Source organism: Halomonas sp. 1513 (genome assembly GCA_001971685.1).
GTDB lineage: Bacteria > Pseudomonadota > Gammaproteobacteria > Pseudomonadales > Halomonadaceae > Franzmannia.
Window position 1 is genome coordinate 153,671 of sequence record CP019326.1, and the last position, 23,263, is coordinate 176,933.

Sequence of the window (23,263 nt, forward strand, 5' to 3'; positions counted from 1 at the left end):
ACCCGCCTATGACAGCGCCAAAGGAGGATTGATGATCACGCTATATGGTTTCCCCTCATCCCGCTCGCTGCGGGTGGCCTGGACGCTTGAGGAGCTGGGTCTGGCGTATGACTATCACTCGATCGACATGATGGCTGGCGAGGGGCAGAGCGAGGCGCACTTGGCGCGCCACCCCGACGGCAAGGTGCCGGTGCTGGAAGACGATGAGCTGGTGCTGTTCGAGTCGCTGGCGATATGCCGCTACCTGGCCGAGCGCTATGGCGAAACGAGCGGTCTGCTGCCAGCCTCGCCGGTCGAGCGCGCGCAGGTCGATCAGTGGCTTAGCTTCGTGGTCAGCGAGCTGGAGCAGCCGCTGTGGACCCAAGGCAAGCACAAGTTCGCGCTGCCCGGCGAGCGCCGCGTGCCGGCGGTGCTGCCCACTGCGGCGTGGGAGTTCCAGCGCGCCTTGGCGGCCATGCAGAGGCGGTTTAGCGGAGACGACTGGCTGGTGGGCGGGCGCTTCACGCTGGCCGATGTGTTCGTGGGTCATACCCTGAGCTGGGGTGTGAAGTTCAAGAATCGCCTGCCGCTGGAGCTCGAGGCGTATCGCGAACGCTGCATGTCGCGTCCGGCGCTGGCGCGGGCGGTCGAGCGGGAGAAGCCGACCGGCTAAGCCGGGGACAAGGCCGCCGAACTTAGGTGGGCGGCCCGTTTTTTCGGTTAGGCTTGGCGTGCCTTGTCGTTACCCCTCATACACCGTGGGGCAGCACCGCGGCGTATACCGCGAAGTAGTGGCAGGTGCTGCCGCCGAGCACGAACAGGTGCCAGATGGCGTGATTGAAGGGGATTGCCCGGATGGCGAAGAAGATCACGCCGAGGGTGTAGGTGATACCGCCGGCCGCGAGCAGGGCGATGCCCGCGGTGGGCAGGCTGGCGCTCATTTCGCCGCTGGCAAAGACGATCAGCCAGCCCATGATCAGGTAGATCGTCACCCGCAGGACGGTGAAGCGCTGTGGCCAGATGAGCTTGCAGGCTATGCCGGCCAGCGCCAGCCCCCAGATGATGGCGAACAGCGTCCAGCCGGTGGTGCCGCGCATGTTGACCAGCAAGAAGGGGGTATAGGTGCCGGCGATCAGCAGGTAGATGGCGCAGTGGTCGAGATGCTGGAAGATACGCTTGAGGCGCGGTTGGCGAACGCCGTGGTAGAGCGTCGAGATGCCATAGAGCAGCACCAGGGTAACGCCGTAGAAACTGATACCGACGACCTTCCACGGATCGACGTGAGCGGCCACGCTGACCATCACGATCAATACCACGAACCCGATCAGGCTCAGCACGGCGCCGATGCCGTGACTGATGCTATTGAGCAGCTCCTCGAGGTTGCTGTGGTGCTGCGGGGTGGCGTGTGGCATGGCGCGAGACATTGGCTGCACTCTGTCGGGTGGATACCCGATACCGGTGCGCGGCTCAGCGCTTGCGGTCGATATCCACGTCGCTGGCCTGGGTGAAATCACCCAGTGCCATCATATGCCCCAGTTTGCCAGCTTTGGTGGCCAGGTACTGTTCGTTGTGCGGATTTAGGCCAGTGGTCAGCGGCTGGCGTTCGCTGATGGTCACGCCGTCGCGGGTCAGCGCCTCGACCTTGCGCGGGTTGTTGGTCATCAGCTTGAGCGAGGCCACGCCAAGGTGCTCGAGCATCGGCACGCAGAGGTCGTAGCGGCGCATGTCGGCACCGAAGCCCAGCTGTTCGTTGGCTTCGACGGTGTCGGCGCCCTGGTCCTGCAGGTGGTAGGCGCGGATCTTGTTGAGCAGGCCGATGCCGCGGCCCTCCTGGCGCAGGTAGAGCAGTACGCCGCGGCCTTCGGCGGCGATGCGCTTGAGGGCCTCCTGGAGCTGGTAGCCGCAGTCGCAGCGCATCGAGAACAGGGCATCGCCGGTCAGGCACTCCGAGTGCACGCGGCCCAGCACCGGGGCGCCGTCGTCGATGTCGCCGAGGGTCAGGGCGATATGGTCCTTGCCGGTGGCGTCGTCTTCGAAGCCATGCATGGTGAAGGTGGCCCAGGGGGTGGGCAGCTGGGAGGCGGCGATGAAGCGAATCGACACGGAAAACCTCGATACAGTGACGGCGGCCAGGCCGGCGAGTGGGCAATTATTCTACCAGCTTCGGCCAGAGCGCTCACGGCGCGATGAATAATGCCTATAGGTGGGGGGTGAGCGGTCCGTAATCAAGCCGCGAGCGCCGGCTTTGGGTACAATGCGGGCAAATTCGTCATGATAGAGCCCACCATGGAACTGCAAAATGATCGCTTCCTGCGCGCCCTGGCCCGTCAGCCGGTGGATCGCACCCCGGTATGGATGATGCGCCAGGCCGGCCGCTACCTTCCCGAGTATCGCGCCTCCCGCGCAGACGCTGGCAGCTTCATGGATCTGTGCCGTAACCAGGATCTGGCCTGCGAGGTGACGCTGCAGCCGCTGGAGCGCTACCCGCTGGACGCCGCCATCCTGTTCTCGGACATCCTCACCATCCCTGACGCCATGGGCCTGGGGCTCTACTTCGAGACCGGCGAAGGGCCGAAATTCCGTAACCCGGTGCGCACTGCCGAGGCGGTCGCCGCGCTCAAGGCGCCGGATGCCGAGCGCGACCTCGACTATGTAATGAACGCGGTGCGCACCATTCGCCGCGAGCTCAACGGGCGGATGCCGCTGATCGGCTTTTCCGGCAGCCCCTGGACGCTGGCCACCTATATGGTCGAGGGCGCCTCGAGCAAGGACTTTCGCCATGTGAAGTCGATGCTCTACGGCAACCCTGACACCATGCATCAGCTGCTCGATACCCTGGCCACGGCCGTCACCGACTACCTCAATGCGCAGATTCGCGCCGGTGCCCAGGCGGTGCAGATCTTCGATACCTGGGGCGGTGTGCTGTCGACGCCGGCCTATCTGGAGTTCTCGCTGCGCTACATGGAGCAGATCGTCGCCGGGCTGATCCGCGAGCACGACGGGCGTCGGGTGCCGGTGATCCTGTTCACCAAGAACGGCGGCCAGTGGCTGGAGCAGATCGCCAGCGCCGGCAGCGATGCGGTAGGTCTGGACTGGACCACCGAGCTCTCCGATGCCCGGGCCCGAGTCGGCCACCGCGTGGCGCTGCAGGGCAACCTCGACCCCAACGTGCTGTTTGCCAAGCCGCCGGCGATTCGCGCCGAGGTGGCGCGGGTGCTGGACAGCTACGGGCCGGGTGAGGGGCATATCTTCAACCTCGGCCACGGTATCAGCCAGTTCACCGACCCGGACCACGTCACCGCCTTCATGGAAGCGCTGCACGAGCTGAGCCCGGCGTACCATCAGGGCAGCTGAGGTGGGTACGAAAGAGGCCCTGCGCCGCTGGCATGAGCGCCGCCGGCTGTGGCTGGTGCTGGCGCTGCTGGCGGCGTTGGTAATCGCCGTGGGTAGCCTGACGCCGGGCAGCGAGATGCCCCAGCGGCTGCCGTGGGACAAGTTCAATCACTTCGTCGGCTACGGCGGGCTGGCCGCGCTGCTGGCGTTGGCGGGTATGCGTCCGCTGCGCGCTTTTGCCCTGGCAGTGGCCTATGGCATCGCCATCGAGTATGCGCAGATTCCGGTGCCCGGCCGCAGCGGCGGCGATGGCTGGGACATCCTGGCCAATACCCTGGGCGCCGGGAGTGCCTTGCTGCTGCTGGTTTGGCTGCGTCGGCGCCTGTTCGGCCAGGCCTGAGCAAACCCTGGATGCTTACCAAGACTCGCCCCCGGCAGCCTACTGCCGGGGGCGAATTCGTTTTGGTGCGAAAGGTGGGGGGCGGCGTTGAGTATTGCACTACGCAGGTGCATGAAAAAAGAGACGATTACCGATGGCGTCTTACGCTGAAGCAGAAGAACCGGCGTTTTGCCTGGATTATCTGCGTTGAATAAATGTTATTTCCGGTTACTGCGCGTGTTGGAACACTCTTTGCTATGGTCTTGGCACATGCTTGCGGCACGCATGTCACAATATATTGACCATTACGTGAGGGAATCCTCGATGATGTACAAGAATAACAAGCTGGTACTGCTGACCTCGGCCACGTTACTGGCCGCAGGCGCCAGTGCGATGGCGTCGGCCTCGACTCTGGAAGATACCGTCAACCGTGGCGCCGTGCAGTGCGGAGTGAGTGACGGCCTGCCGGGCTTCTCGTCGCCGGATGACGACGGCGAGTGGCAGGGCCTGGATGTCGATGTGTGCCGCGCCGTGGCCGCTGCCGTGTTCGGCGATGCCGAGGCGGTGCGCTTCGTGCCGTTGAACGCCGTCGAGCGCTTCACCGCCCTGCAGTCCGGTGAGGTGGACGTGCTGTCGCGTAACACCACCTGGACCACCACCCGCGACACCACCCTGGGCCTCAATTTTACCGGCGTGACCTTCTACGACGGCCAGGGCTTCCTGGTGTCGTCGGATCTGGGCATTTCCAGTGCCATGGAGCTGGATGGCGCTGCGGTCTGCGTGCAGTCCGGCACCACCACCGAGCTCAACCTGGCCGACTATTTCCGCGCCAACGGCATGGAATTCGACCCGATCGTCTTCGACACCTCCGAGCAGACCGTGGGTGGCTTCGAGGCCGGCCGTTGTGACGTGCTGACCTCGGATACCTCGCAGCTGGCGGCGCTGCGCATCCAGCTCGATAACCCGGACGGTGCCATGGTGCTGCCGGAGATCATCTCCAAGGAACCGCTCGGTCCGGCCGTGCGCCAGGGTGACGATCAGTGGTTCAACATCGTCAAGTGGTCGCTGTTTGCCATGCTCAATGCCGAAGAGCTCGGCATCAGCAGCGACAACGTCGACGACATGCTGGGTTCCGAGGATCCGGACATCGCCCGCCTGCTGGGTGACGACGGCAACTACGGCGAGGGGATGGGTCTCGAGGCCGACTGGGCCTACCACATCATCAGCCAGGTCGGTAACTACGCCGAAAGCTTCGATCGCAATGTGGGGATGGACTCACCGCTGCAGATCGAGCGCGGCATCAACGCTCTGTGGACCGAAGGCGGCATCCAGTACGCGCCGCCGATCCGCTAAGCGATCCGCCTGATGCGCCGACATGCTCGGCGCATTGACGTCAACGTCTGGCTGGCCGCAACGCGGCCAGCCAGACGCTGGCATGTATCATCCAGCCCCTCCAGGCGGAGACGATTCCCATGTCTGCTCGACCCAAGGCCTCACAGATAGGCCCCAAGCCCCCGTTCTGGCGCGATCCCGCCAAGCGGGCACTGATCTTTCAGGCGTTGCTGGTGGCGGCGGTCATCGCCGCGCTGCTCTATATCATCGGCAACACCCAGGACAACCTGTCCGCACGTGGTATCACCACCGGCTTCGGCTTTCTCGACAGGACCGCTGGGTTCGGCATCGGTCAGACCCTGATCGAGTACAGCTCGCAGAGCACCTACGGTCGCACCTTTCTGGTGGGGCTGCTGAACACCCTGCTGGTGGGCGCTCTCGGGGTATTGGCGGCCACCATCATCGGCTTCATTGTCGGCATCGCGCGGCTCTCGCCCAACTGGCTGATCGCTCGACTGGCCAACGCCTATATCGAGATCTTCCGCAATATCCCACTGCTGCTGCAGATCTTCTTCTGGTACTTCGCGGTGCTTCGCGCCATGCCCAGCGCCCGCGACAGCCTGGCGTTCGGCGAGGTGATCTTCCTCAACGTGCGCGGGCTCTACCTGCCCGAGCCGCTGTTCGAGTCGGGCTTCGGGTTGATTCCGCTGGCCTTCGGCCTGGCCATCGCTGCCAGCATCGCGCTGCTGGTCTGGAACAAGCGCCGCCACGAGGCCACCGGCAAGCGGATTCCGGCGGGCTGGATCTCGCTGGCATTGATTCTGGGGCTGCCGCTGCTGGTCCTGGTGGCGACCGGCGTGCCGGTGACCTGGGACGTACCCGAGCTGCGCGGCTTCAACTTCCGCGGTGGCATCACGGTGATCCCCGAGTTCCTGGCGCTGTGGCTGGCGCTGTCGATCTATACCGCCTCGTATATCGCCGAGATCGTGCGCTCGGGTATCCAGGCCATTTCCCACGGCCAGACCGAAGCGGCCCAGGCGCTTAGCCTGCCGGCGGGATTGGTGCTGCGCCTGGTGATCATCCCCCAGGCGATGCGGGTGATCATCCCGCCGCTGACCAGCCAGTACCTCAACCTGATCAAGAACTCCTCGCTGGCCACCGCCATCGGCTATCCGGACCTGGTCTCGGTGTTTGCCGGTACCACGCTGAACCAGACCGGCCAGGCCATCGAGGTCATCGCCATGACCATGGCGGTGTACCTGACCATCAGCCTGTCGGTGTCGCTGTTCATGAACTGGTACAACGCCCGCATGGCGTTGGTCGAACGATAGGGGCGGGCCATGATTCACAACCACAAGATGATCGAGGCGCGACCGGCGCCCTCCAACACCATTGGCCCCCTGGCCTGGCTACGTGCCAACCTGTTCAGCGGGCCGATCAACAGCTTCTTCTCGCTGCTCGGGCTGTATCTGCTGTACCTGATGCTGGTACCGACCATCCAGTGGGGGCTGATCAATGCCGACTGGGTGGGGACCAGCCGCGACGACTGCTCCCGCGAAGGCGCCTGCTGGGTGTTCATCAATGCCCGTTTCACCCAGTTCATCTACGGCCTCTACCCACGCAGCGAGCTGTGGCGGGTCGACCTGACCTTTGCCACCTTCGCCGGGCTGATCGGCTGGCTGATGATTCCGCGGCTGCCGTTCAAGCGCTGGGTGGCGCTGGTCACCCTGATCGGCTTCCCGGTGTTTGCCTACTTCCTGCTCTACGGCGGCCATTTCGGCCTGCCGGTGGTGCAGACCCATCGCTGGGGCGGTCTGATGCTGACCCTGGTGCTGGCCGTGGTGGGCATGGTCGGCGCGCTGCCGATCGGCATCCTGCTGGCACTGGGGCGGCGTTCGCAGATGCCCATCGTCAAGAGCTTCTGCGTGGTGTTCATCGAGTTCTGGCGCGGCGTACCGCTGATTACGGTGCTGTTCATGGCCTCGGTGATGCTGCCGCTGTTCATGCCCACCGGGGTCAGCGTCGACCGCCTGATCCGCGCCTTCATCGGCATCACCCTGTTCCAGAGCGCCTACATGGCCGAGGTGGTGCGCGGCGGCCTGCAGGCCATTCCCCGCGGCCAGGAAGAGGCCGCAGCGGCCCTCGGCATGGGCTACTGGAAGCGCATGGGCCTGATCGTGCTGCCCCAGGCCTTGAAGATGATGATTCCCGGCATCGTCAACACCTTCATCTCGCTGTTCAAGGACACCACCCTGGTGATGATCATCGGCCTGTTCGATCTGCTGGGCATTGTCCAGGCGGCACTGTCGGACTCGCGCTGGTTGGGCTTCGCGCTGGAGGGTTACATCTTTGCGGCGTTCATGTTCTGGATCTTCTGTTTCAGCATGTCGCGCTACAGCCAGTATCTCGAGAGAAAATTACACACCGGCCATAAGCGGTGAGGACGAATAATATGAATGAACAGGCAACCCAGGCCGGCGCCGGCGACCTGATGGTCGAGATGCGCGGCGTCAACAAGTGGTACGGCGACTTCCACGTGCTGCGCGATATCGATCTGGAGGTGCGGCGCGGCGAGCGGATCGTCATCTGTGGCCCCTCGGGGTCGGGCAAGTCGACGCTGATTCGCTGCATCAACCACCTCGAAGAGCATCAGCAGGGCGAGATCGTGGTCGGCGGCATGCCGCTGACCCAGGACATCAAGCGCATCGAGCAGATTCGTCGCAGCGTGGGGATGGTGTTCCAGCACTTCAATCTCTTTCCTCACCTCACGGTGCTCGAGAACTGCTGCCTGGCGCCGATGTGGGTGCAGAAGAAGCCGCGCCAGGAAGCCGAGGCGCGGGCCATGCAGTACCTCGAGCGGGTGCAGATCGCCGAGCAGGCGCTGAAGTATCCGGGGCAGCTTTCCGGCGGCCAGCAGCAGCGCGTGGCGATCGCCCGCTCGCTATGCATGCACCCCGAGGTGATGCTGTTCGACGAGCCGACCTCGGCGCTCGACCCGGAGATGATCAAGGAGGTGCTCGACGTCATGGTCGAGCTGGCCAAAGAGGGCATGACCATGCTCTGCGTGACCCATGAAATGGGCTTCGCCAAGACCGTGGCCGATCGGGTGATCTTCATGGATCAAGGGCAGATCATCGAGGAGAACGCCCCGGAGCCGTTCTTCAACGACCCGCAGTCCGAGCGCACCCAGCTATTCCTTAGCCAGATCCTGGGTCACTGAGGCTGGCATCGCCCAGCAGCAGGCGGCGCAGTTGCGTCCGGCATGTTTGGCCGCATACAGCGCTCGGTCTGCCTGGGCGGTGGCCACGTCCAGGGCGTGGTGGGGATCCGAGTGGCGAGGGAGCCTGGCAATGCCCAGGCTCACCGTCATCGAGACCTGACCATGCTGGCCGGCCGCACTCTCGAGCTGAAAGGGTGAATCGCCGATACGACGACGTAGTCGCTCTGCCAACTGGTAGGCATCATGGTCGCTCATGCCGCTCACCAGCAGGGCAAACTCCTCGCCGCCGAGACGCGCCAGGCCATCGCCAGGCCGCAGCTCGTGGCTCAAGCGCCGGGTCAGCAGACGCAGCAGTGCATCTCCAGCGGGGTGGCCGTGGCGGTCGTTGACATGCTTGAAGTAATCGATATCGATCAGCAGCAGATGATGCGTCGGCGACCGCGGCATTGCTTCCTGGAGATGGCGTCCCAGTCCGCGGCGGTTCAGCACCCCGGTCAGGTCATCATATTCGGCGGCGGTCAGCGCCTGCTCCTCGTTGAGCTTGCGCTGACTGATATCGATGGCCAGCCCTGCGACGCCTCGCCAGTTGCCGTCGTCGTCGAGAATCGCCTCGGCGACCAGCTCGTGCCAGCTGGGTTCGCCGCCGGCGGTGTAGAGCCGCACGTCCAGCCGCCAGCCGAGCTGCTGAGCATGTCTGCTGGCGCGCAGGGTCTGCCACAGCCGCTGACGATCGGTGGGTACGATGGCGTGCAGCAGCCGGCGTAGCGGCAGTCGCGCATAGCGTTCGGGGTAGCCCAGGCGCTGTAGCAGGCTGCGCGAACACCAGGTCGAGCCACGCTGCAGATCGATCTCCCAGATGCCGCAGTCGGCAACGCGTTGGAACAGCTCGATCTGGCGCCGTCGGCTGGTCAACTGGTGGCGATAGATAGCCGATGCGATCAGTTCGGCAGCCACGCGCAGGGCATGCAGCCCGGCCCCTTCCCAGCGCAGCGCGCGTTCACAGTCATCGATCCCCAGCGTGCCCCACCACTGGCCGTCGACCATGATCGGCACGGTTACCATCGAGGCGATGCGCTGGCTCTCCAGGTTGTCGCGCAGCGAGCCTGCGGGCATGTCGTCGATCACGAAGCGCTGGGCCTCACCGCGCTGCCGCTCTTCGATCAACTGGCGGTAGACGGGATCGTCGAAGCTAGAAGTGAAGAAGCGAAAGCGCTTGTGCGTTAACTGACGGTAGCGAGGCGCGGCGGCCCATTCGAAGACATAGTCCTGGACCACGCCCCGGTCGTTGACCTCGAGTAGCTGGAAGATCCACACCCGGCTGGCAGCGGAGGCCAGCCCCAGGGCTTCGAGCAGGGAGTCGACGCCATCGGACCAGAAGTGCGCATCGATCAGCGCCTGGCTGCCGTGCGCCAGCGCCTCGAGGAGCAGGGTGTCATCCGGGGCAGCGGATACCGTCATGGCCAGCGGCTCGTGGATCGGGTGATAGCGCTATCATAGCAGAGCCCCGACTCACCCGAGCGGCGTGATGCTGGCCGGTGTCAACGCTGGGCGGTCGCGGTGCGCGCTAAGCGGCTGGCCCGCCAGCGCGGTCAGCAGGATCTGCAGCGGGTCGCCGTGGCTGACCAGCAGGATCGTTGCGTCGAGATACGTCTCCTCAAGCTCGGCAATGACCGCCTGCAGTCGTTCGGCGACGCTTGCCACACTCTCCACACCGTACTCGCCATGCGTCGGGTCCTGGGCATCCAGCGCCCAGACCGCGGGGTAGTGGCTATCGGCCTGGCGCTCCAGAGCGCCGAAGCAACGCTCGCGCAGGCGTACGTCCACTTCCGTGTCGAGGCCAAAATGACGGGCGACCCGGGCGGCGGTCTCGGTGGTGCGCAGGAAGTCGGAGTGCACGACCCGGGTGGGCGTCGGCCACGACCACGCAGCGACTAGCTGCTCGAGCTGCGACTCGCCAAGTGGCGACAGTCCGTAGCCGGTGAGGCCGTTGTCGGGATGGCTGATGATCAGCCCCTGCTGATTGGCCAGGCTATGGCCGTGGCGCATCAGCAAATAGCGATTTCGCCAGCTCCCCGAAGGGTGAGGTAAAGTGTTTGACATGCGATTGTCATAAAACCTAGATTGAGACTTGTGTTTTCGAAAACAATCATTTTATACGGCTAATGTCGAATTTCGAAAAGCCGTATACTGAATTCGACCCAATAATTCGATAAAAACAACCTCCAAGAGGCACGCCATGAAAACCAAAATCGAGCTATCCGCTGTCCCGGCAGCACCCCTCAAGAAACGCCCACTGGCGTCGCTGGCGCTGATCTCGCTGCTGCCGTTGGCCATGCTGGCCTCGGCCAGTGCCCAGGCCGACTGCCCGCGCGGTGACCTGGACTCGCTTTACTGCGACGAAGATGGCGACATGGTCGCCGACCGCCCTACGGACGAATCCGAGTGGGTCAATCCCGATACACTGATCTTCGCCTACACGCCGGTGGAAGATCCAGCCATCTACTCCGATATCTGGCAGCCGTTCATCGATCACCTGGAAGAGGTGACCGAGCGCGACGTGCGCTTCTTTGCCGTGCAGTCCAACTCGGCCCAGGTCGAGGCGATGCGCAGCGGCCGGCTGCATATCGCCGGTTTCTCCACCGGGCCGACGCCGTTTGCGGTCAACCTGGCCGGGGCGGTGCCGTTCGCGCTGATGGGCTCCGACGATGGCCAGTTCGGCTACACCCTGCAGGTCTATACCCACGTCGACTCCGGCATCGATGAGCTCGCCGACCTGGCCGGCAAGCGGGTGGCCCACACCTCGCCGACCTCCAACTCCGGTAATCTCGCCCCGCGGGCCTTGTTCCCGGACCTCGGCGTGGTCCCAGATGAGGACTACGAGGTGGTCTATTCCGGCAGCCACGACCAGTCGATGCTCGGCGTGGTGGCGCGCGACTATGATGCGGCCCCGGTGGCATCGGAGGTGGTCGATCGCATGGCCGCGCGTGGCCTCTATGACGAGGACGAGGTCAAGATCATCTACGAGACCGATTCCTTCCCCACCACGTCCTACAACTATGCCCACAACCTGCACCCCGATCTGGTCGAGAAGATCGAAGAGGCCTTCTTCAGCTTCGACTTCGCCGGCACTGCCTTGGGTGAGGAGTTCGAGGGCGTCGACAAGTTCGTGCCCATCAACTATCAGGACAACTGGGAGATGATCCGCACCATCCAGGCGGCCAACGACGTACGCTATACCCGCGAAGACCTGGAATAGAAGCTAGGCGCCGCTCCGGCCGGCTGGCCGGAGCGGCGGCGATCGTCTAGATGAGGTGACGGATGCTGGAAATCTCCAATCTGGTCAAGCGCTATGGCCATGATGAAGCGGTACTCAAGGGCCTCGATCTGACGGTGGAGGGCAACAGCGTGGTGGCCATCGTCGGCGCCTCCGGGGCCGGCAAGAGCACCATGCTGCGCTGTATCAATCGCCTGGTCGAGCCCACATCGGGGTCGATCAAGCTCAACGGCCACGAACTGGTCAAGCTGCGCGGTGCCGCCCTGCGGCGTGCGCGACGCAAGATCGGCATGGTATTCCAGGGCTTCAATCTGCTCGACCGGCTGACGGTAATGGAGAACGTGCTGGCCGGTCGGCTCGGCTATGTCAGCCTCTATCAGGCCATTTCGCGGCGTTACCCCCCCGCCGATATCGAGCGCGCCTTCAGCCTGATGGAGCGGGTGGGCATCGCGCATTACGCCAACAAGCGCGCCGATGAACTCTCTGGCGGCGAGCGCCAGCGGGTGGGGGTAGTGAGGGCGCTGATGCAGGAGCCGGAAGTGCTGCTGGCCGACGAGCCCACGGCGTCGCTGGACCCGCGCACCTCCGAACAGATCATGATGCTGCTGCAGAGCCTGGCCAGTGAGCTGTCGCTGCCGGTGCTGATCAACATTCACAACGTATCCCAGGCCAAGACCTATACCGAGCGCATCGTCGGACTGCGCCACGGCAAGATGATTTTCGATGGCGCACCCGGCGATTTCAACAAGGAGGCCCTCGACGCCATCTACGGCGGCATCGAGTCGCCAGACGACGAGGCCGATGAAGCACCGCCGAACGTGGCAGGGGTGAGACATGACCAGGCCTGACGCCAGTGCCACGCCGCCGGCCAGGACCTGGCGCAAACCGCCGTTCATCGCCAACCCCTGGCTGCGCTATGGCCTGTGGCTGGCGGTGGTGGTCTACCTGGTGTGGGCCTTCGGCAGTCTGCCGTTCAACTGGGAGCGGATCAGTGAGGGCTTGCCGCGGGCAGCGAGGATCTTCGGTGGCGGCTTTCCACCCAGCTTCGAGCGCGGCGGCCTGTTGCTGACCGGGTTCAAGGAGAGCTTCCAGATCGCCATCCTGGCAACTCTGCTGGGGGTGGCGCTATCGATTCCCTTTGCGGTGATGGCGGCACGTAACGTCGCCCCACTGCCCGTCTACCTGTTCGGCCGTGCGGTGATCATCGTGTCGCGCAGCTTTCATCCAGTGATCGTGGCAATTTTGTTCGTTGCCGCCGTGGGCTTCGGCCCGTTGGCCGGCATCCTGACCCTCACACTCTACTCGATCGGCTTCGTCGGCAAGCTGCTGGCCGAGGAGATCGAGGAGATCGACTGGGGCCAGGTCGAGGCGATGCGCGCGACCGGGGCCGGCTACATGGCGACGCTGTTCTATGCGGTCTTTCCGCAGATCCTGCCGCGCCAGGTGGGGCTGTCGATGTACCAGCTCGACAGCAACCTGCGTGCCTCGGCGGTGGTCGGCATCGTCGGTGCCGGCGGCATCGGCGGCACCCTGATGAACGCCTTCGGGCGCTATGACTATGACTTCGCGTTCGCCATCCTGCTGATCATCATTGCGGTGATTCTGCTCAGCGAAGGCATCAGCGGCTGGGTAAGGAAGAAGATATGGTAGACCAAGCCACACTACTGGCCGATCGCGTCTGGCAGCGCTACGACCGTCGCGAGCGCCTGATTCGCTATGCCGTCCTGCTGGTGACGATGATGGTGGTCTACTGGGCGGTGCGCGACATCGATATCTTCTGGCCCTGGGTGTGGGATGCGCCGAACCAGATCTCGAGCCTCGGGGCGCGCATGTGGCCACCGGACCCGAGCGGCCTGGCGGCGATCGTCAATGCGATGATCGAGACGGTGCATATCGCCACCCTGTCCACCATGCTGACCATCTTCGTGGCCCTCCCGGTCTCCTATATCGCCGCGCAAAACACGACCCCCAACCGCTTCTGCCTGTGGCTGGGGCGCTTTATCCTGGTCTCCAGTCGCTCGGTCAACACCATCATCTGGGCGCTGCTATTCGTGGCCATCTTCGGTCCTGGGGTGCTGGCCGGGATCCTGGCGATAATGTTTCGCTCGATCGGCTTCATCGGCAAGCTGATGGGCGAGGCGATCGAGGAGATCGACCGCCGCCCGGTGGAGGCGATGGAGGCCACCGGCGCCTCCAAGGCCAAGGTGATCGCCTACGCCATCGTGCCCCAGGTGATGCCGGCGTTTTTCGCCATCGTGATCCTGCGCTGGGACATCAACATCCGCGAGTCGACGGTGCTCGGGCTGGTCGGTGCCGGCGGTATCGGGGTCATACTGCAGGGCTCCATTGATACCTTCGCCTGGCCCACCGTGGCGACCATCCTGATCGCCATCGTGGTGCTGGTGCTGATCGGTGAGGCGATCACCAGCCTGCTGCGCCGCAAGGTGCTATAGCGTTACAGCCGAGGCTCCTGGCGACTGGGCGGCTCCGTCACGTCGCCAGCGGCCAGGTCGAGGGACGGTTCGTCGACGCCGCGCCGCCTGGCCCGGGTGACCCTTGCACTACCCACGACGCCATCCTCGACCTGCACCTCGCGGGCCTGGCTGGTCCATGCCTCCTGGCTGTCGTGGACGGCCGGGCGCCGTTCGAAAGAGCGGGTTACCACGGCGCTTGGCGCGAAGCCGCTGCGGGCCTGGCCGAGATGATGGGGCAGTAGCCACAGCTCGGCCAGCAGCCGCAGCGCTACCATCGCCAGCAGCAGGCTGCCGCCGCCAAGTGCCAAGTGCGGCCAGGCCTCGCTCCAGCCGGCGCCGCTCAACCACGGCGTTCGTGGGACCAGCCACGACGCTGCGCCCACCACCAGGCCGACTTGCAGCAGCAAATGGCAAGACAGCAGCGTGGCACGCGCCAGCGGCGTACGGGGAAACAGGAACTGACGCATGGGGACTAACCTCCTGGTAAGCGAGCGCGGAGATGCGCGCGGGTTGCGCCGACTTCCGTGACGGCGCCCTGATGCTACCCCAGTTAGCGGCTGGCGTCAGTTGTTTGCCAGGTGGTTGACCGCATGCTCAGCGCTTGCCACGCTCAACAGGTGATCGGCGGATGGCCGCCGACCGCTATTCCTAGGGCAACCGCCAAGGAGACACGATGACGACTTATATCGTAGTGGCAGATGCAGCCAGGGCGCGCTTATTCACTCGTGACGCGCTGACGCTGCAAGAGCAGGAGAGTCTGGTTCACGCCGAAGGTCGCCTGCACGAGGGCGACCTCGTCACTGACAACGGCGCCGATGTGCATGAGTCGACCTCGACGACGTCACGTTCCTCCGGAGGCGAAAACACCGCCTCACAGCATCAGGCCGAGATCTTTGCCAAGCAGGTGGCCGAGCGGCTTTATCAAGCGCGGGTCGACAACAGTCTGGAAAAGCTGATTCTGGTGGCCCCGCCCAAGTTTCTCGGCCTGCTGCGTGAAAAGCTCGATGGTCCCACGACCAAGCGGGTCATTCACTCGTTGCCCAAGGATCTTTCCAAGGCAACGCTGGGCCACATTCAGGAGGCCGTCAGCGACTTGCGCTAATCGAGTTGCGACCTCATTGCCCACGGTGGCCAGGAGTTGTCGCGGCCACTGAGAAAGCCGTCTCCGGCCTGCAGCATACATCGGCCTCGATGGAGGCTATCTCCCGCACCGCCGAGCAGCTCAAGGAGCAGGCCGAGCGGCTCGACACGGTGATCGGCGGCTTCACCCTGGCCGAGCATGGCGACCGGGCAGCGCTGCTGGAGCGCCCGGCGCTGGCCTAGGGAATATAGGGCAGGTCGATCTCGTCGCTGCGCGAGATGCCGGCGGTCATCTGCCGGCATAGCTTGAGGAACTCGCGTATGCCGGTGGTCAGGTACTTGTGGCGGTGCCAGATGAAGGTGAACTGACGCTTCAAGTCCAGCTCCGGGGTGGCGATGGGTACCAGGCTGCCGCGTCGAAAGGCGTCGCGTAGCGCCAGACGCGACACGCAGCCGATGCCCAGCCCCGACTCCACGGCGCGCTTGATACCCTCGGTATGCTCCAGCTCGAGCAGCGTGTTGAAACGCCCGCGACGGTGACGTGCGGCGTGTTCGAGGGTCAGCCGGGTGCCCGAGCCCGGCTCGCGCATGATCCAGTCCTCGCGTAGCAGCCGATCCATCTCCAGGGTGCCGGCAGCGGCCAGCGGGTGGCGCGGCGAGCAGAACACCACCAGCTCATCCTCCACCCACGGCTGCATCACCACGTCCTCGTGCTGACAGTCACCCTCGATCAGGCCCAGGTCCAGCTCGTGCTGGACGATGCGCTCGATGATCGCACTGGTGTTGCGCACCTGCAGGCGCACGCGGCTGTCCGGATGCCGCTGCATGAAGTCGCTGATCAGTAGCGTGGCCAGGTAGTTGCCGATGGTCAGGGTGGCGCCGACGTCCAGCGAGCCGATACCGCGCTGGCCGCGCAGCAGCTCCTCGATCTCCTCGGCACGATCGAGCAGGGCGACCGCCTTGGGCAGAATCTGAAAGCCCAGTGCGTTGAGCTTGAGACGCTTGCCGATGCGGTCGAGCAGCTGGCAGTCGAACTGCCGCTCGAGCTCGGCCAGGGCGGTACTGGTCGCTGACTGCGACAGTGCCAGGGCATTGGCTGCCCGCGACACGCTCTCGTGCTGGGCAACGGCCACGAAGACTTCCAACTGGCGCAGGGTATAGCGCATCTCGGTACTCCCATGCGGGGCAATGCTGCATATCTATATTATAGATATGCTTTATCCATACAACCCATTTAACAGATATGGCTGGGGCGCATAGACTACACGGCATAAGCAATGCGGCGTCTTATGCGCCAATGGAATAGTTATCTTATCCTCACCCGGGAGCCGGTCATGAGCAAATTTGCATTGGAAGACGTGCTTAGCGTTCACCACTGGAACGACACCCTGTTCAGCTTTCGTACCACCCGTGAACGCAGCCTGCGCTTCAAGAACGGCCAGTTCGTGATGATCGGCCTCGAAGTCAACGGCAAGCCGCTGATGCGCGCCTACTCTATCGCCAGCCCCAACTATGAGGATCACCTCGAGTTCTTCAGCATCAAGGTGCCGGATGGCCCGCTGACGTCGCGGCTGCAGCACCTCAAGGTAGGCGACCAGATCATGGTCAGCCGCAAGCCCACCGGCACCCTGGTCACCGATGACCTGCTGCCGGGCCGTAACCTGTACCTGCTCTCCACCGGCACCGGCCTGGCGCCGTTCATGAGCCTGATTCAGGACCCCGAGGCCTACGAGCGCTTCGAGAAAATCGTGCTGATCCACGGCGTGCGCACGGTCAGCGAGCTGGCCTACGCGGACTTCATCACCAAGGAGCTGCCGGCCCACGAGTATCTCGGCGAGGAGATCGCCGAAAAGCTGGTCTATTACCCGACCGTGACCCGCGAGGATTTCCACACCACCGGGCGCCTCACCGATCATATCCGCTCCGGCAAGCTGTTCGACGACACCGGCCTGGCGCCGCTCGATCCCAAGCAGGATCGCGCCATGATCTGCGGTAGCCCGGCGATGCTCGACGAGACCAGCGCGCTGCTCGACGACCTGGGCTTCAATATCTCGCCGCGCATGGGCGAGCCCGGCGACTACGTGATCGAGCGGGCATTCGTCGAGAAGTAAGCAGGCCCTGCGGGCAGCGCCCAGCTGCCCACAGACGGGCACTGAGTGTCGAACCAAGAAGCCCGCCGAACTGATACTCGGCGGGCTTCTTGGTTGATGCTTATCTCGTATGCAACATCATGCTGTGGCGCTTGGCGCTTGGCGCTTAAACCGCGTCCTTGCCGGTCTCGCCGGTGCGAATCCTGATGACCTGCTCCAGCGGCGAAACGAAGATCTTGCCATCGCCGATCTTGCCGGTGTTGGCCACGCTGGTGATGGCATCGATGACCTTGTCGGCCATGGCGTCATCCACGGCGACCTCGAGCTTCACCTTGGGCAGGAAATCGACCACGTATTCGGCGCCGCGATACAGTTCGGTGTGACCCTTCTGGCGGCCGAAGCCCTTGACCTCGGTCACGGTGATGCCCTGTACGCCGATCTCGGAGAGTGATTCGCGAACGTCGTCGAGCTTGAACGGCTTGATGATGGCAGTCACCAGTTTCATGGTCTTTCTCCTCGCATCCTGTGGGTGGGGCGGACCCCATAGTTCAAGCGTTGCCTGCTACCAGCATACACCGCCCGACCAGATATGAAAAAAGGCCCCCCGAAGGGGGCCAGGGGAGCACGCCAGCTCACTCGGTATCGCGCCGTTACTTCTTTGAGGCGCTGAATTCGGGATAGGCTTCGAGGCCACATTCGGCGATATCGACGCCTTCATACTCTTCTTCTTCGCTGACCCGGATGCCCATGACCGCCTTGAGCACCAGCCATACCGCCAGGCTAGCTGCGAAGACCCAGACGAAGATGCCGAGGATGCCGATGATCTGGGCACCGAAGGTAGCGTCGGCATTCGACAGCGGCACCACAAGGACGCCCCAGATACCCACTACGCCGTGCACCGAAATGGCACCCACCGGATCGTCGAGCTTGAGCTTGTCGAGGGTGACGATGGAGGCGACCACGATGGCACCGCCCACGGCGCCGATCAGCGTGGCGCCAAGTGCAGACGGTGCCAGCGGCTCGGCAGTAATCGCCACCAGGCCGGCCAGCGCGCCGTTGAGGGCCATGGTCAGGTCGGCCTTGCGGAACCACAGCTTGGCCAGGATCAGGGCGGCCAGTACGCCACCGGCGGCGGCGGCATTGGTATTGACGAATACCTGAGCAACGTTGTTGGCTGAAATGCCGTCGGACATCTTCAGCTCTGAGCCGCCGTTAAAGCCGAACCAGCCCATCCACAGGATGAAGGTACCGAGGGTCGCCAGCGGCATGTTGGCGCCGGGAATGGCGTAGATGGCGCCGTCCTTGCCGTACTTGCCCTTACGCGGACCGAGGATCAGTACACCAGCCAGAGCAGCGGAAGCGCCCGCCATGTGCACGATGCCCGAACCGGCATAGTCGGAGTAACCGAGGGCGTCGAGCCAGCCTTCGCCCCAGGTCCAGTAGCCGGAGATCGGATAGATGACGCCGGTCATCACCACCGCGAAGGCCAGGAAGGCCCACAGCTTCATGCGCTCGGCCACGGCACCCGAGACGATCGACATGGCAGTCGCCACGAACACCACCTGGAAGAAGAAGTCGGAGCGCATCGAGTAGTAGGGGGCGTCGTCATCGCCGGAGGTGATGGCGTCGAGGGTGTTTTCGCTGCCGATCAGGAAGCCCAGGTTGGGCAGGAAGCCGCCGCCGGCGCTGGAGTACATGATGTAGTAGCCGACCAGCAGGTACATGGTACAGGCGATGGCGAACAGCGCGATGTTCTTGGTCAGAATCTCGGCGGTGTTCTTGGAGCGTACCATCCCGGCCTCGAGCATCGAGAAGCCGGCGGCCATCCACATGACCAATACGCCACAGATGAGGAAGTAGAAGGTGTCGAGCGCGTATGTCAGCTCTGCTAATTCTGTCATTGGTGGTTCTCCTGAGCCCTTGTCGTGCAGCGGGCCGCGTCAGTGTCCGCGTTGAGCGTCATTTTTTGATGCGTTTTTTTGATGCCTGCGTACTGGGACGAGCGCTAACGGCGCTTACACCGCATCGGCACCGCGTTCGCCGGTCCGAATGCGGATAACGTCTTCCAGCGGCGTGACGAACAGTTTGCCGTCGCCGATCTTGCCGCTGTTGGCCGCGGTGCGGATGGCATCAAGAACGCCTTCGACGCGCGAGTCGTCGACGGCGATCTCGACCTTGACCTTGGGCAGGAAATCGACGACGTATTCGGCGCCGCGGTACAGCTCGGTGTGGCCCTTCTGGCGGCCGAAGCCCTTGACCTCGGTCACGGTGATGCCCTGTACGCCGTTGTCTGCCAGCGCTTCGCGGACATCATCCAGCTTGAATGGCTTGATAATGGCGGTGATGAGTTTCATCCCGAATCTCCCAGATGAAGAGGGTTGAGGCGTGCAAAACGGCTTGCGCCTGATTAGGACATAGCGCGAAGCGTGCCAGGCTTTATAATGTTCTTATGAATCAGTCGTGTAAGGGCGGTCGTGCACCACGTTGCAAAGCAGCAACGGCAGGGGGGCAGGGGCTTTGCACCAAAATGGCGCCTTGAAAAATGGCCGGTGCCTCATCATGAAGCGCGGCTTGTGCATGCGTGCTGCAAGAAGCTTGGGTATGCTTGAATGAACACTTGTTCACTGGACGATGAGGAGAGCCACGTGATCCATCAAGATCGATTCGGCCGCCTGGCCCGCGAATTGGGTGAGCGGTTGCAGGGTGCCTCCCATGCGCCGGAGGAGATCCAGAAAGGCGTGCAGCAGGTGGTGCGCGGCGCCTGTGAGCGACTCGAGCTGGTCTCCCGCGAAGATTTCGATATTCTCATGGATGTGCTGCAGCGCACCCGCAGCCGCGTCGAAGCGCTGGAGGCCCGTGTCGCCACGCTGGAAGCGGCATTGGACGAGGGGACTGCGACGAGCGAGGCAGAGCCCGCAAGCCACGCTGCGGGGCAGCAGACGCCGCCTGCCGAAGATGCCGGCGGGGGCGAAGCCTCGCGCTGACGCGGGGTCATTTCACCGGCGAGGGACCGCCATGACGCTTGCCATCATCAATACCCGGGCCAGCCTGGGGCTCGACGCGCCGGAGGTGCTGGTCGAGGTGCATCTGGCCAACGGCCTGCCGGGCCTGACCCTTGTGGGGCTGGCCGAGGCGGCGGTCAAGGAGAGCCGCGAGCGGGTGCGCAGTGCACTGGTCAATGCCGGCCTCGAGTTTCCCACCACCCGCCGCATCACCCTCAATCTGGCGCCCGCCGACCTGCCCAAGGATGGCGGGCGCTTCGATCTGCCGATCGCGCTGGGCATCCTGGTGGCCTCGGGGCAGGTGCCTGGCGAGGCGCTTGCGGATGTCGAGTGCCTGGGTGAACTGGCACTGGACGGCAAGCTGCGCCCGGTGTCCGGCGTGCTGCCGGTGGCGCTGGCGGCGCGGCGTGCCGGGCGCACCTTGATAGTGCCACGCGCCAACGCCGACGAAGCGGCCCTGGCCAGCGGGCTGGAGGTCTTGCCGGCGGAGCATCTCTTAGAGGTGGTCGCGCACCTGCTAGGGCAGCGCCGCATCACACCGCATCACGCCGAGCCGCGACCGCTCGAGGCCGTGGCCAGCGGCATGGACCTGGCCGAGGTGCGCGGCCAGCACCAGGCGCGCCGCGCCCTGGAGATCGCTGCGGCAGGCTCGCACAACCTGCTGCTGGCCGGTCCGCCAGGCACCGGCAAGACCATGCTGGCCAGCCGCCTGCCGGGGATTCTGCCGCCGCTGAGCGAAGATGAAGCGCTGGAAGTGGCGGCGATCCGCTCGGTGATCGGCCAGCCGCTCACCGATGGCTGGGGGCAGCGGCCGTTCCGTGCTCCCCACCATACCGCCAGCGCCGTGGCGCTGGTCGGCGGTGGTTCCAAGCCGCGGCCCGGGGAAATCTCGCTGGCCCACCACGGCGTGCTGTTTCTCGATGAACTGCCAGAGTACTCGCGCAGCGTGCTCGAGGTGATGCGCGAGCCGATGGAGTCGGGCAGCATCTCGCTGTCGCGGGCCAATCACCAGCGCCGCTACCCGGCCCGCTTCCAGCTGGTTGCCGCCATGAACCCTTGCCCCTGCGGCCACCTCGGCGACCCGCGCAGCCGCTGCCAGTGCAGTGCCGCGCAGATCCAGCGCTACCAGCAGCGGCTTTCGGGGCCGCTGCTGGACCGCATCGATCTTCAGGTCGAGGTGCCGGCCCTGCCGCCGGAGCAGTTGACCTCTCAGCAGTCCGCAGAGAGCTCCGCCGCGGTGCGCGAACGGGTGCTGGCGGCGCGTGCCCGGCAGGCCAAGCGCGGCGCGCTGAATGCCCATCTGCCCGGGCGTGAACTGGAAGCCGCCTGCGCGCTGGATACGGCTACTCGCGCCTGGCTGGCTGACGTGCTGGAGCGGCTCAATCTCTCGGCGCGTGCCTATCACCGGGTGCTGCGCGTGGCCCTGACCCTGGCCGACCTGGCCGGCGATGCGCACCCCGAGCGTCGCCAGTTGATGGAGGCGATCGGCTATCGGCAGCTCGACCGGCTGCTCAAGGGCGGTTAAGTCAGCCCCTTTTGTAGAAACCCTCTTACAGCGCGGTGGCGTCGAAGGCGCCGTACAGCGTCTCCTGCCACTGCGGTTCGCTATCTCCCAGGCGGCGCAGGCGCATGTGCAGCGCATAGGGCAGTAGATCGCGGTCCGACAGCCTCAGCCGCGGGCCGTCGGCGCTGAGGCTGGTCTCCAGCAGCCACTGATTGTCCCGCGAGTCGCTGTCCTGCATCTCCGGCGCCCAGTCGATGACCTGCGGCCCGTCGCTGGGGGCCAGTAGCGCGCGGCTTAGGCTCTCGGTGAAGCGCGACTGGCTGACTCCCAGGCTGTCGTCGACGTCGGGAGTGGCCAGCAGCAGCACCACGTCGGGGGTGTTCCTTGTCCACACCGGTTCGCTCAGCAGGCTGGCGGTGGCCGTTTCGCCGAGGCCGAAAAGCGCCTGGCGCAGCAGGGTGGGCGCGTCCGGCGCGCTGGCGCAGCCGCCGAGTACCAGGCAGAGCAGCACCACTCGCCGCCAGGGAGTGCGCTGCTTCATGTGGCTATCCGCGTTACGTCATGGGGCACCAATTCATCGAGGAACCCGCTCAACTCATCGAACAGCACCTGGCGAATCGGCTCGGCCTCGTTGACCAGATGATGGCGGGCTTCGGGGTGGCGATGCACGCGAGCGAGAGGAAACTTGCGCGTCATCACCTCGAGGTTCCAGGCCCAGTCGACGGTCAGATCCTGCTCGCCCTGCAGGATCAGTACCGGCAGCGTGCTCTCCGGCAGTGCGATCAGTTGCGGCATCCAGCGGCGCATGGCGCTGACCCAGGTCAGCGTCAGGTAGTCGGGCTGCAGCGGGTCGGCTTCACGCAGGAAGGCGGTGAATTCGCTGTCCGAGGAGTTGGGGTGGTATTTGCGCGGCAGCGTGGTAATGAAAGGACTGGCCAGCAGGTGCAGCCAGCTCGACTGTGGCCAGCCCAGGGGCCTCACCAGCGGCGCCAGCAGCGCCAGACCGTGCCAGGTGCTGGCCTCGCCATGGCGCAGCGCGTCGGTAGCGAGGATTGCCGCCCCGGTGCTCTGGCCGATCCCCACCCACGGTTTGGGAATCAGTCCCTGCTGATCGAGCTGGGCCTGAAGCGCTGCAAGGCATTCGCCGTAGTCGTCGAAGTCATCGATGGTGGCGCGCTCGCCGCTCGACAGGCCGTGCCCCGGCAGATCCCACAGCACCACCCGCCAGCCCTCGCTCAGCAGCCGTTCCAGCAGGTGGCGGTAGAGGCCCAGATGATCGAAGTAGCCGTGGACCACGAAGGCGGTGCCGCGTGCCGCCTGGGGCGTCCAGACCTGCGTCCACAGACGAAAGCCGCGCGCATCCAGATAGCCGACATGCAGGCCGACATGGTCGGCTAGTAGTGGGGCGAGCTGGTAGTGTGCGAGATAGTGATCGAGATGCGACGTCCATGGCGTACTACCCTGTACGCGGGCCGGCGCGATGGGCCCGAGGGCCTGCAGCGGTGCGAAATCGGTCATCGAACCCTCCCTAGTACGCTTATGCTAGCGCCAGCAGGCGTGGCAAGCCATATTTCGACAGCGGCATTTCATCATTTG

At 64.5% G+C, this 23,263-nt stretch carries 26 protein-coding genes; 15 read left to right on the forward strand and 11 right to left on the reverse strand.

The genetic code is table 11. The features are described from left to right. The first annotated feature begins 31 nt into the window (after window positions 1-31). Window positions 32-652, forward strand: coding sequence for a glutathione S-transferase (locus tag BWR19_00685; GenBank protein ID APX91584.1), 621 nt, complete (start codon window positions 32-34; stop codon window positions 650-652). 76 nt (window positions 653-728) lie between these two features. Here BWR19_00685 and BWR19_00690 read toward each other — a convergent pair whose 3' ends face one another. Continuing rightward, window positions 729-1,403, reverse strand: a complete 675-nt coding sequence (locus tag BWR19_00690; GenBank protein APX91585.1) for a hemolysin III — start codon at window positions 1,401-1,403, stop codon at window positions 729-731. Between the two features lie 43 nt (window positions 1,404-1,446). Continuing rightward, a complete protein-coding gene (locus BWR19_00695; protein ID APX91586.1) occupies window positions 1,447-2,082 on the reverse strand; it encodes a GTP cyclohydrolase II in 636 nt (211 codons plus the stop codon). A 183-nt stretch (window positions 2,083-2,265) separates the two neighbouring features. Between BWR19_00695 and BWR19_00700 the strand changes: the two genes are divergently transcribed. The 6 genes from BWR19_00700 to BWR19_00725 all read left to right on the forward strand — a co-directional run bounded on the left by BWR19_00700 (window position 2,266) and on the right by BWR19_00725 (window position 8,243). Further along, on the forward strand, window positions 2,266-3,333 hold the full coding sequence (locus tag BWR19_00700; GenBank protein ID APX91587.1) for a uroporphyrinogen decarboxylase: 1,068 nt from the start codon (window positions 2,266-2,268) through the stop codon (window positions 3,331-3,333). 1 nt (window position 3,334) lies between these two features. After that, window positions 3,335-3,712 (forward strand): hypothetical protein, encoded by a 378-nt coding sequence (locus BWR19_00705; protein ID APX91588.1) that lies wholly within the window; start codon window positions 3,335-3,337, stop codon window positions 3,710-3,712. Between the two features lie 306 nt (window positions 3,713-4,018). Next, window positions 4,019-5,044 carry an amino acid ABC transporter substrate-binding protein gene (locus BWR19_00710; GenBank protein ID APX94844.1) on the forward strand — a complete coding sequence of 342 codons (1,026 nt, stop codon included), beginning with the start codon at window positions 4,019-4,021 and terminating at the stop codon, window positions 5,042-5,044. Window positions 5,045-5,163: 119 nt separating this feature from the next. Then, window positions 5,164-6,354 (forward strand): amino acid ABC transporter permease, encoded by a 1,191-nt coding sequence (locus BWR19_00715; GenBank protein ID APX91589.1) that lies wholly within the window; start codon window positions 5,164-5,166, stop codon window positions 6,352-6,354. A 9-nt stretch (window positions 6,355-6,363) separates the two neighbouring features. Continuing rightward, entirely contained in the window at window positions 6,364-7,464 is a 1,101-nt protein-coding gene (locus BWR19_00720; protein APX91590.1) for an amino acid ABC transporter permease, read from the forward strand. A gap of 50 nt (window positions 7,465-7,514) precedes the next feature. Next, entirely contained in the window at window positions 7,515-8,243 is a 729-nt protein-coding gene (locus tag BWR19_00725; protein ID APX94845.1) for an ABC transporter ATP-binding protein, read from the forward strand. On the opposite strand, the gene BWR19_00730 is transcribed toward BWR19_00725, so the two are convergent. Together BWR19_00730 and BWR19_00735 are read right to left on the reverse strand one after the other, a co-directional pair. Beyond that, the gene (locus tag BWR19_00730) at window positions 8,214-9,701 is read right to left on the reverse strand and encodes a diguanylate cyclase (protein APX91591.1); all 1,488 of its coding nucleotides are present in this window, start codon (window positions 9,699-9,701) and stop codon (window positions 8,214-8,216) included. The two genes, BWR19_00725 and BWR19_00730, sit on opposite strands and share 30 nt — an antisense overlap. A gap of 51 nt (window positions 9,702-9,752) precedes the next feature. Beyond that, on the reverse strand, window positions 9,753-10,343 hold the full coding sequence (locus BWR19_00735; GenBank protein ID APX91592.1) for a histidine phosphatase family protein: 591 nt from the start codon (window positions 10,341-10,343) through the stop codon (window positions 9,753-9,755). 193 nt (window positions 10,344-10,536) lie between these two features. On the opposite strand from BWR19_00735, the gene BWR19_00740 reads away from it, so the two are divergent. From BWR19_00740 to BWR19_00755, 4 genes are all read left to right on the forward strand, one after another. Further along, complete coding sequence (locus tag BWR19_00740; GenBank protein ID APX94846.1) at window positions 10,537-11,499, forward strand: phosphonate ABC transporter substrate-binding protein; 963 nt, start codon at window positions 10,537-10,539, stop codon at window positions 11,497-11,499. Window positions 11,500-11,561: 62 nt separating this feature from the next. Then, window positions 11,562-12,365 carry a phosphonate ABC transporter ATP-binding protein gene (locus BWR19_00745; GenBank protein ID APX91593.1) on the forward strand — a complete coding sequence of 268 codons (804 nt, stop codon included), beginning with the start codon at window positions 11,562-11,564 and terminating at the stop codon, window positions 12,363-12,365. Continuing rightward, a complete protein-coding gene (locus tag BWR19_00750) occupies window positions 12,352-13,167 on the forward strand; it encodes a phosphonate ABC transporter, permease protein PhnE (GenBank protein APX91594.1) in 816 nt (271 codons plus the stop codon). The genes BWR19_00745 and BWR19_00750 overlap by 14 nt, the downstream gene beginning before the upstream one ends. Continuing rightward, the gene (locus tag BWR19_00755; protein ID APX91595.1) at window positions 13,161-13,970 is read left to right on the forward strand and encodes a phosphonate ABC transporter, permease protein PhnE; all 810 of its coding nucleotides are present in this window, start codon (window positions 13,161-13,163) and stop codon (window positions 13,968-13,970) included. The genes BWR19_00750 and BWR19_00755 overlap by 7 nt, the downstream gene beginning before the upstream one ends. A gap of 2 nt (window positions 13,971-13,972) precedes the next feature. On the opposite strand, the gene BWR19_00760 is transcribed toward BWR19_00755, so the two are convergent. Next, window positions 13,973-14,458 carry a hypothetical protein gene (locus tag BWR19_00760; GenBank protein ID APX91596.1) on the reverse strand — a complete coding sequence of 162 codons (486 nt, stop codon included), beginning with the start codon at window positions 14,456-14,458 and terminating at the stop codon, window positions 13,973-13,975. Between the two features lie 206 nt (window positions 14,459-14,664). Here BWR19_00760 and BWR19_00765 point away from each other — a divergent pair, with 206 nt between their 5' ends. Then, window positions 14,665-15,093: a hypothetical protein gene (locus BWR19_00765; protein ID APX91597.1), complete on the forward strand. Its 429-nt coding sequence runs from the start codon at window positions 14,665-14,667 to the stop codon at window positions 15,091-15,093. Window positions 15,094-15,310: 217 nt separating this feature from the next. Here the strand turns inward: BWR19_00765 and BWR19_00770 are convergent, their stop codons facing one another. Then, window positions 15,311-16,237, reverse strand: a complete 927-nt coding sequence (locus BWR19_00770; GenBank protein ID APX91598.1) for a LysR family transcriptional regulator — start codon at window positions 16,235-16,237, stop codon at window positions 15,311-15,313. Window positions 16,238-16,405: 168 nt separating this feature from the next. Here BWR19_00770 and BWR19_00775 point away from each other — a divergent pair, with 168 nt between their 5' ends. After that, a complete protein-coding gene (locus BWR19_00775; GenBank protein APX91599.1) occupies window positions 16,406-17,182 on the forward strand; it encodes a ferredoxin--NADP(+) reductase in 777 nt (258 codons plus the stop codon). 145 nt (window positions 17,183-17,327) lie between these two features. On the opposite strand, the gene BWR19_00780 is transcribed toward BWR19_00775, so the two are convergent. From BWR19_00780 to BWR19_00790, 3 genes are all read right to left on the reverse strand, one after another. After that, window positions 17,328-17,666 (reverse strand): transcriptional regulator, encoded by a 339-nt coding sequence (locus tag BWR19_00780; GenBank protein APX91600.1) that lies wholly within the window; start codon window positions 17,664-17,666, stop codon window positions 17,328-17,330. 145 nt (window positions 17,667-17,811) lie between these two features. Further along, on the reverse strand, window positions 17,812-19,062 hold the full coding sequence (locus tag BWR19_00785) for an ammonium transporter (GenBank protein ID APX91601.1): 1,251 nt from the start codon (window positions 19,060-19,062) through the stop codon (window positions 17,812-17,814). Between the two features lie 114 nt (window positions 19,063-19,176). Continuing rightward, window positions 19,177-19,515, reverse strand: coding sequence for a transcriptional regulator (locus BWR19_00790; GenBank protein ID APX91602.1), 339 nt, complete (start codon window positions 19,513-19,515; stop codon window positions 19,177-19,179). Window positions 19,516-19,770: 255 nt separating this feature from the next. Here BWR19_00790 and BWR19_00795 point away from each other — a divergent pair, with 255 nt between their 5' ends. After that, window positions 19,771-20,145 carry a hypothetical protein gene (locus BWR19_00795; protein ID APX91603.1) on the forward strand — a complete coding sequence of 125 codons (375 nt, stop codon included), beginning with the start codon at window positions 19,771-19,773 and terminating at the stop codon, window positions 20,143-20,145. Between the two features lie 31 nt (window positions 20,146-20,176). Further along, window positions 20,177-21,688 carry an ATP-dependent protease gene (locus BWR19_00800; GenBank protein ID APX91604.1) on the forward strand — a complete coding sequence of 504 codons (1,512 nt, stop codon included), beginning with the start codon at window positions 20,177-20,179 and terminating at the stop codon, window positions 21,686-21,688. 25 nt (window positions 21,689-21,713) lie between these two features. On the opposite strand, the gene BWR19_00805 is transcribed toward BWR19_00800, so the two are convergent. Further along, the gene (locus BWR19_00805) at window positions 21,714-22,208 is read right to left on the reverse strand and encodes a hypothetical protein (GenBank protein ID APX91605.1); all 495 of its coding nucleotides are present in this window, start codon (window positions 22,206-22,208) and stop codon (window positions 21,714-21,716) included. Further along, a complete protein-coding gene (locus BWR19_00810) occupies window positions 22,205-23,185 on the reverse strand; it encodes an alpha/beta hydrolase (GenBank protein APX91606.1) in 981 nt (326 codons plus the stop codon). The genes BWR19_00805 and BWR19_00810 overlap by 4 nt, the downstream gene beginning before the upstream one ends. Between the last annotated feature and the right edge of the window lie 78 nt (window positions 23,186-23,263).